Genomic DNA, 6,822 nt, shown 5'->3' on the forward strand with positions numbered 1-6,822 from the left:
CAACGATGAATTTGCAGAAGCAGAGAGGCTACAAAATAGGGCTCAACAAAAATTAATTGAAGCTGAAAACGAAAGGCACAGTGCTGAAAAATTAAAAAGAGAAGCAATAACCTTGGTGAACGAAGCAAAGGCCAAGCAATCCGAGGCGGAAGATTTAAAGGCAAAAGAAGAATTCAGTAAAATTCACGCCGGCAAAGCAATGCAGCGCTATAAACGACAAGTAGATGCGCTTAGAACAGATCAGGATGAACTATTTAAATTCGTTAAAAAGCACCACCCTAGTTTGATAAAAGATAAATAAAAAGATTCAAAAAACACTTTATAACGCCCCCATTTTTAGAGTTTACCCCCCGAATATCTAGATGATTTGAAATGGAGCACCTAATACGATAGGCGCTCCGAACTTTTATTCACTTATTGATTTTAGTAGGCTATCCCTTATTAACTTACTTCCTGTTAACGTTAAGTGATTACTGTCAAAATAAAGTGGTCTTCCACCTTCGTCTTGATACAAGCAGTTCGGATTACAAAATTCATCAACAATAGATAATCTTTTAAAGTTAGAGTTATTTATTTTTGAAATATTAGAAAATAAGTATTCATACTCTTCAAAATACTGCTGTTTTGTTTTAGAAATAATAACATTATTATTTTTTATATTTTTATACATCATTTCAGGTATATGTTCAGGCCACACAGGAACCGGTTCAAGAAAAACGACTTTCATGCCTTCGACTTCAGCTAAATCCACAGTGCTCTTAATTATTTCATATGAAAACGCACCTGCGGAATGGTGTAAATAAATATGAGTTATCCCTTTACTCTTCGCCTCATTGATTACTATTTCAGGTAGTAAACCTCCTTTCATTAAAGGACTATTAGATACTAAAAAATGCAATGAGCTATTATTTTCTTTAGCAACATCTGTAAATGTAGACTTAATAGAATCTGCATGACTGTTCCCAACTAACATTATTTTTTTATTAAGCTTATTACCTTCTAACCCAGTTAATTCACACGAAATTGCACTTGGATTTATTATCCTAGTAATTTTACCGCATCGGTATTGTGAGCGATCAGTAAAAGCCTCAAAGATGTATTTCTCTTCAATTGAAATAAAGTTACTTTTAATAGTAGATAACATTAAAGAAAGAACTATCAATGAAAAGCTTGTAACAATAGATAATTTAAAGAAGTTAAAGTTAGATTTATAGCATTCTACATATCTATATAATAAGAATGCACTTATTGCTATCAAGAAAAACAATGTCAACAAGCTACTTAAGTTTTCTATTGTTATTGATGTTCCTCCAAATGGTTTTGATAGATACAAAACAATTATCGGGAAATGTACTAAATATATGGAATACGAGTACTTACCTAAAGTTACAAAAACTTTTCCAAAGAAAGATTCACTTAACTTATTGGATAAACCAAAGATCAAAACCAACCCTGTAGAAAGAGATATTATCAAAGATAATAACCCAGGGTGCCCCGTTATAAAGCTAAGGCTACTTGCTTCTATACTAATAAAAGGTACGAATACTAAACCTATTAAGCCTACTAAACCTAAAAACTGATACTTGGTATATCTGACATTTCCTTTCATTGTAAAAAATATAGCTGCGCCATAACCAATAAGAAATTCCCATATTCTTAATGGCATCATAAAAAAAGAAGTTTTAGGTGAGATACTAACAATAAGAAAACAAAGAGCTAATGAGGCGAGAAAAAAAACAAATATGAAACTCTTACTTTTATAAAAAAACCAAGCTAAAAAAGGAACAATTAAATAAAATTGTATTTCAACTCCAAGAGACCATAAATGAAGTAAGGGCTTAAAAGCAGAAGTGTCAAAATATGAATTTTGTAGCCAAAAGCCAACGTTGGATAAAAATAAAGATGCGTAAATAGTTTGTTCAACTACTTGTCTAATTTCATTTAATGTATTGATAGAAAATGAAATTATTAATGTTGCTAAAATAACAACATAGTAAGCAGGTAACAACCTCTTGGCTCTGCGTTCTAAGAAGTGTAATTTCTTCTCTTTATCATAGAGAACAGCCATTAAAAAACCACTGATAACAAAAAAAATATCTACACCTAAAAAGCCACTCTTAAAAACTTGAAACCCTAAATGGTATAAAACAACAAAAAGAACAGATATTCCTCGAAGAACTTGTATATCAGAACGATAATTCATAATGTGCCTATTGAATAATTACTTAACTTCCTTATTAGATATTAATTATACCAATGAACTATCGACGATCCTAATTTTAACTTGGCGAAGCCGTAGCGAGGAACGAGCGCGACTTTACAGAGTTAAGTGTAAAACAGTCCTCCAAACGCGTTCCCCGATCTTCCAGCTAGAATAAAAGCTAATCGTGCCCTGATAAACATCTTTTATGGAGCTTAGAGGCTCTGTAGAGCAATTTCATAGATGCAAATAACAAACGGTATCACTTCTTATACAAAGTCCATCAGAACCAGATTGAGGGCGCTTAGCCGCAATCTTTGGATTGTGGAGGAACTATTGTAGTGTTTAATGCTTAATATTTTGCAACTTATTCACAGGCTAACGCCTTTTTAATAACTCTTGTTTTTTATATCTCTTGTTTTTAGCACCTCTGTAGCCATTGCAAGCAAAGGCCTACAGAGGTTAAAGGGGGAGAGATTGACACGGAAACAAGGGTTAAAGGGGGAGAGATTGACACGGAAACAAGGGTTAAAGGGGGAGAGATTGACACGGATACCCACAACCAATGGTGGAGAGCTTTAAAAAAGCTCCACTTGATGGTACGGTAGTGGAACAATAATAACCTCCGCCTTAGGAAGAAGATGTGAGCAATTTATCAGTTACAAAATCAAACAACTTAATTGACGCAAGCTATAAGCTAAATGTTCAAGCTCAAAAACTTGTGTTGGCTTGCCTTGCGAAGGTTGATTCTAGAAAAGATATTCCAAAAGAGATGACGTTAACTACTTCAGAGTTTGCTGATTTAATGGGGGTGCAAAATAACGCAAGAAGGGATCTATATAAAGCAGCAGACGCATTATTCAAATCTAGCATTATCTTGCGGGATGAAAAGGAAGAGATTGAGCTTCATTGGGTTCAAAAGAAGGTGAAAAAATTAAAGGGTGAAGGAGCTATAACATTAACCTGGTCTGATGAAGTGCTCAAGTACATTTGCCAATTACAAAGCCGGTTTACAACATATAAATTACGCAATATAGCTACGCTACAAAGCTCACACTCAATACGTATTTATGAGTTACTAATGAGATTTAACGCCACTGGTGAGCGAATAATTTTTCTTGATGACTTTAAATCCGCTTTAGGAATTTTGGATAAATATGAGCAATTTAAAGATCTAAACAAGTGGGTTATAAAGCCAGCAATTAAAGAGCTTAATCAGCGAAGCGACTTAACAATTAAATTTGAAACAATAAAAAAAGGTCGCTCTGTTAAGGCGCTATCTTTTGAATTTAAGAAAAGTGCCCAACTAAAAATGGATGTTTGAGTTCCTTTAGCTGGATACCTAAAACATCTCAAAAAATGCCTTTCAATGAAAATGCCGCCTGAACTGGGGAAAGCATCACAATGGCCGGCAACGAATTATTAAAGCACTACAGACAAGAAGTGAAGCTTGCACAACAGAAAGTAAAAAATCACGGTAACGCCCTTAGCCGAAAAAATAATATGATAAACAGATTAAAAAATGACACTGAGTATTTAAACTCATTCATAACTGAAAACTATGAAACCTAAACCCTCAAATCAGACCATTTTTCAATTAAGTCATTTATTTTAACGGTTACATCAATATCAAGCCGTCTAAGCCATGCGCTAGGCTGGTAGTCGCCCGCTGATACGCCAAGTAATACGTTATTCGCATACTCTCGATGAAGCGGATCTAAATGTATTAATTCTACAGCACTAAACTTAAACCAGTTATCTGCTTCCAAACTCAGAATAATTAAAGCAGCAGATTTAGCTGACCGGCCATCATGTTCTAATGCTAAATCTATAAGTTCTAACGCTGATAAAGCACGAAGTCTCTGCTTTTCTTCTTCAGCCATTTCGAACTTTAAGCTCTCTATATTCATAACACACCTCTACTCTGATCTAATTATGTTTATATAGCCTTTTTTAGTGCCACAAAGAGAGTCAGAACTCTCTCCGAGATTTATTTGAATACTTAGGTACCAGTTTCAAATATAGATAATACCAAAAAGGCTATTATCTGATATGGCTTATTCGATCACTACAGTTACATCTTTAAGTAAAGGCTAACTGTACTTGCTGAAATGCCCAAATCCTGTGCTATATCACGATTTGAGTAACCTTGCTCTTTGAGTCTTAAAACCACTGGTTGTAACTCCGACTTTGATTTGCCATTAGATGTTGGGCGTTTAGAAACCTTACCACTCACTAAAGCCGGCTGCACTAAAGTTCTTGTGCGTCCATCGCGCTACGCTTTTAGCTGTGGCTTTAATTTCACTCTGCGGCAGTGGCTCTTTAAACGGTTTTTATGTTAAATACGTTTTCTCAGTACACACTCCCCGTTTGTGCCCAACAAAGCGTTTGTTTTTACCCGGTTCACATTCAGATTCAGTGCAAGCTCCAAAAACGGATTAAAATCGCCTGTGGGCGATTTTAAACGTTTTTGTGAGCCAACAAGCGCAGCGCGTTAGCCCCCGCCAAAACAGCGTAAAAAAGTTGAAAATTGTGCAAACCTCCAACCCGCTGGGTACAACTCGTAAAACGAGCTGTAACCCAGCGGGTTAGAGCCATACAGCAATTTCACGCAAAAACTAAAACGCATTGCGTGAAATTAATTTATTTTTGACTTTTTTTTTGTTGCTTGTAATATAGGAAGCTCTTAAAGAGTAGTGCCTATAGCACCGTACTTTACCGGTTAGTACCAAATCAAACCGAGACTGAAAACAACCGTTTCAGTACTGAACCCATACAGTAAATTTGGAGGCTATACGCTTCTCAGAAAAGAGAAAATCCGTTCTAAAGCTCGTAAAGCTTAAGTCTTATCAACTTTAATTGATGCGTTTTAAGGTGAGAACAGTCCGAACCTATGCAAACGATATTGCAAAACAGGGGCGAATAGGTATTCAGTTACCGCTGAGTTAAGCGACAGCTTTTCCAGTTAGACTTACAAAGAGAAATTATGACCAATTTTGATCCAGATAAAGAAGTTGCAGAGTTAAAAAAAGATTCAGAGCTACGCAGAAAGCGCAGCTATAGCCAGCGCAAATCAAGGTTAGATAAGTATCATGCTGAGATAGAAGGATTGCGCCAAAAGGGCTCGACAATAGCAGAGATCACACGTTGGTTAAGCAAAAAAAAACGCTTCGTAGTAGCGGAATCTACTGTTCATCGCTGGTTAAAAAGTAAAGATATTCATGGCAAGATTTAGTGTAAAAACCCCTGAGCAGCAAGCATTTTCTGTCACCAAGGACTTCACACGTAACAATATATTAGACTCCATAAGAACGGTTGATAATTATCGCGGTGCACTGGAAAGTGTGGCGAAGAATATGCAGCAATATGGGCTAGGTGACTCATTAAGAGGAATGACCCCAGAAACCGCCAATTCATACTTGAACATCCGCGCTGAAAAAGTTCGTCAATCGCAATTAAATATGGAGCGCCAAGCAATACAGTGCATGATGCACAACATTACAAAAACACTAGACAAAAATAACAAACTAGACTCTTCAATAAAATCTGAGCGTGAAACCATAGAAGCCAGCCGCTCTTATACTCCAGAGCAAGTACACGCCATAGCCTCAGCACAAACTGAACGTAACGCACTGGCAACAGAAATTGCATATGCGGCTGGACTACGTGCACATGAATTATTGACGTTACAACGAATAGAAGAGCGAGCCCCATCAGACAGACCTGCACTAGAAAGTAAATTTAATGGTCGTGATGGAGTACGTTACACCGTACAAGGGAAAGGCGGTCTTGTACGAGAAGTCGTTTTACCTCATTCACTTTCAGAACGCTTAGAAAGCAAACGCCTGGACACAGCAAACACAGTAAGCGACAGAGGCATTAATTATCGTTCTCAGTATGATATTGCAGGTGGCCAACGCTGGTCTAACTCATTTTCTGCAGCATCAAATCGTGTTCTTGGGTGGTCATCTGGTGCACATGGCGTTCGTCATTCATACGCTCAAGAACGTATGTCCGAGTTACAAAATCAAAGATTAAATTACACTACGCGTCTAGAAACGGTTAGCCAAGAAATGGGGCATTTTAGACCGGATATCACAGAGGTTTACTTACGATGAAATACCTTTTCGCTCTTGTTATTGCTTTAGGTTTAGCCGGTTACTTTGGGTACCAATCTCTCGATAATTACTACGAGAGCAGGGTTAGTGGTGATGTGAAATTTTATAAAGGCCTAAAAAAATTCGCTTACACCGAAAGTGCTGATGGCGAGTTAACGGTTACATTTAAAAGTACCAGCAATACAAAGTTAGGCTGGGAAAACGTATGGGATAACAGCTTAGCCTTAGCTACAGGTGCATTAGTTGGTGGAACAGCATTTATATTTTTGTTTTTGTTCTGTGGGCACAGACTTGTAAACATTGAATTAAGTAATAAAATAAAATCTCTTGAAGCTAAAAACGAACATGACTTAAATGAATATAAAAAACAGTTACAAAACAAAATAGAGCAGGCTAATAGTGCAGAAGAAACCGCGAAAAACGCACTCAACGATGAATTTGCAGAAGCAGAGAGGCTACAAAATAGGGCTCAACAAAAATTAATTGAAGCTGAAAACGAAAGGC

The 6,822-nt window shown here is 36.7% G+C and carries 7 protein-coding genes; 5 read left to right on the forward strand and 2 right to left on the reverse strand.

The window, feature by feature from the left end:
* Positions 1 to 301 (forward strand): hypothetical protein (locus HC000_RS17840; protein ID WP_218911060.1); only part of this gene is annotated, 301 nt, incomplete at its 5' end.
* Between the two features lie 105 nt (positions 302 to 406).
* Here the strand turns inward: HC000_RS17840 and HC000_RS17845 are convergent.
* Entirely contained in the window at positions 407 to 2,203 is a 1,797-nt protein-coding gene (locus tag HC000_RS17845; protein ID WP_179808352.1) for an acyltransferase family protein, read from the reverse strand.
* Positions 2,204 to 2,843: 640 nt separating this feature from the next.
* Here HC000_RS17845 and HC000_RS17850 point away from each other — a divergent pair.
* Positions 2,844 to 3,524 carry a replication initiation protein gene (locus HC000_RS17850; RefSeq protein WP_179808353.1) on the forward strand — a complete coding sequence of 227 codons (681 nt, stop codon included), beginning with the start codon at positions 2,844 to 2,846 and terminating at the stop codon, positions 3,522 to 3,524.
* Positions 3,525 to 3,768: 244 nt separating this feature from the next.
* Here HC000_RS17850 and HC000_RS17855 read toward each other — a convergent pair whose 3' ends face one another.
* Positions 3,769 to 4,110, reverse strand: a complete 342-nt coding sequence (locus HC000_RS17855) for a hypothetical protein (protein WP_179808354.1) — start codon at positions 4,108 to 4,110, stop codon at positions 3,769 to 3,771.
* Between the two features lie 1,076 nt (positions 4,111 to 5,186).
* On the opposite strand from HC000_RS17855, the gene HC000_RS17865 reads away from it, so the two are divergent.
* The 3 genes from HC000_RS17865 to HC000_RS17875 all read left to right on the forward strand — a co-directional run.
* Positions 5,187 to 5,435 carry a hypothetical protein gene (locus tag HC000_RS17865; RefSeq protein WP_096317125.1) on the forward strand — a complete coding sequence of 83 codons (249 nt, stop codon included), beginning with the start codon at positions 5,187 to 5,189 and terminating at the stop codon, positions 5,433 to 5,435.
* Positions 5,422 to 6,318 carry a site-specific integrase gene (locus HC000_RS17870; protein WP_179808355.1) on the forward strand — a complete coding sequence of 299 codons (897 nt, stop codon included), beginning with the start codon at positions 5,422 to 5,424 and terminating at the stop codon, positions 6,316 to 6,318. The genes HC000_RS17865 and HC000_RS17870 overlap by 14 nt, the downstream gene beginning before the upstream one ends.
* A partial coding sequence (locus HC000_RS17875) for a hypothetical protein (RefSeq protein WP_179808356.1) occupies positions 6,315 to 6,822 on the forward strand: 508 nt, incomplete at its 3' end. The genes HC000_RS17870 and HC000_RS17875, both read left to right, overlap by 4 nt.

The sequence above is a fragment of the Pseudoalteromonas sp. MIP2626 genome (genome assembly GCF_013414205.1).
In the GTDB taxonomy this organism is placed as follows: Bacteria; Pseudomonadota; Gammaproteobacteria; order Enterobacterales; family Alteromonadaceae; genus Pseudoalteromonas; species Pseudoalteromonas nigrifaciens.

Bases quoted from the DNA above. Each gene is read 5' to 3' on its own strand.
- HC000_RS17845 (WP_179808352.1), bottom strand. From the start codon at position 2,203: ATGAATTATCGTTCTGATATACAAGTTCTTCGAGGAATATCTGTTCTT.
- HC000_RS17870 (WP_179808355.1), top strand. From the start codon at position 5,422: ATGGCAAGATTTAGTGTAAAAACCCCTGAGCAGCAAGCATTTTCTGTC.
- HC000_RS17855 (WP_179808354.1), bottom strand. From the start codon at position 4,110: ATGAATATAGAGAGCTTAAAGTTCGAAATGGCTGAAGAAGAAAAGCAG.
- HC000_RS17865 (WP_096317125.1), top strand. From the start codon at position 5,187: ATGACCAATTTTGATCCAGATAAAGAAGTTGCAGAGTTAAAAAAAGAT.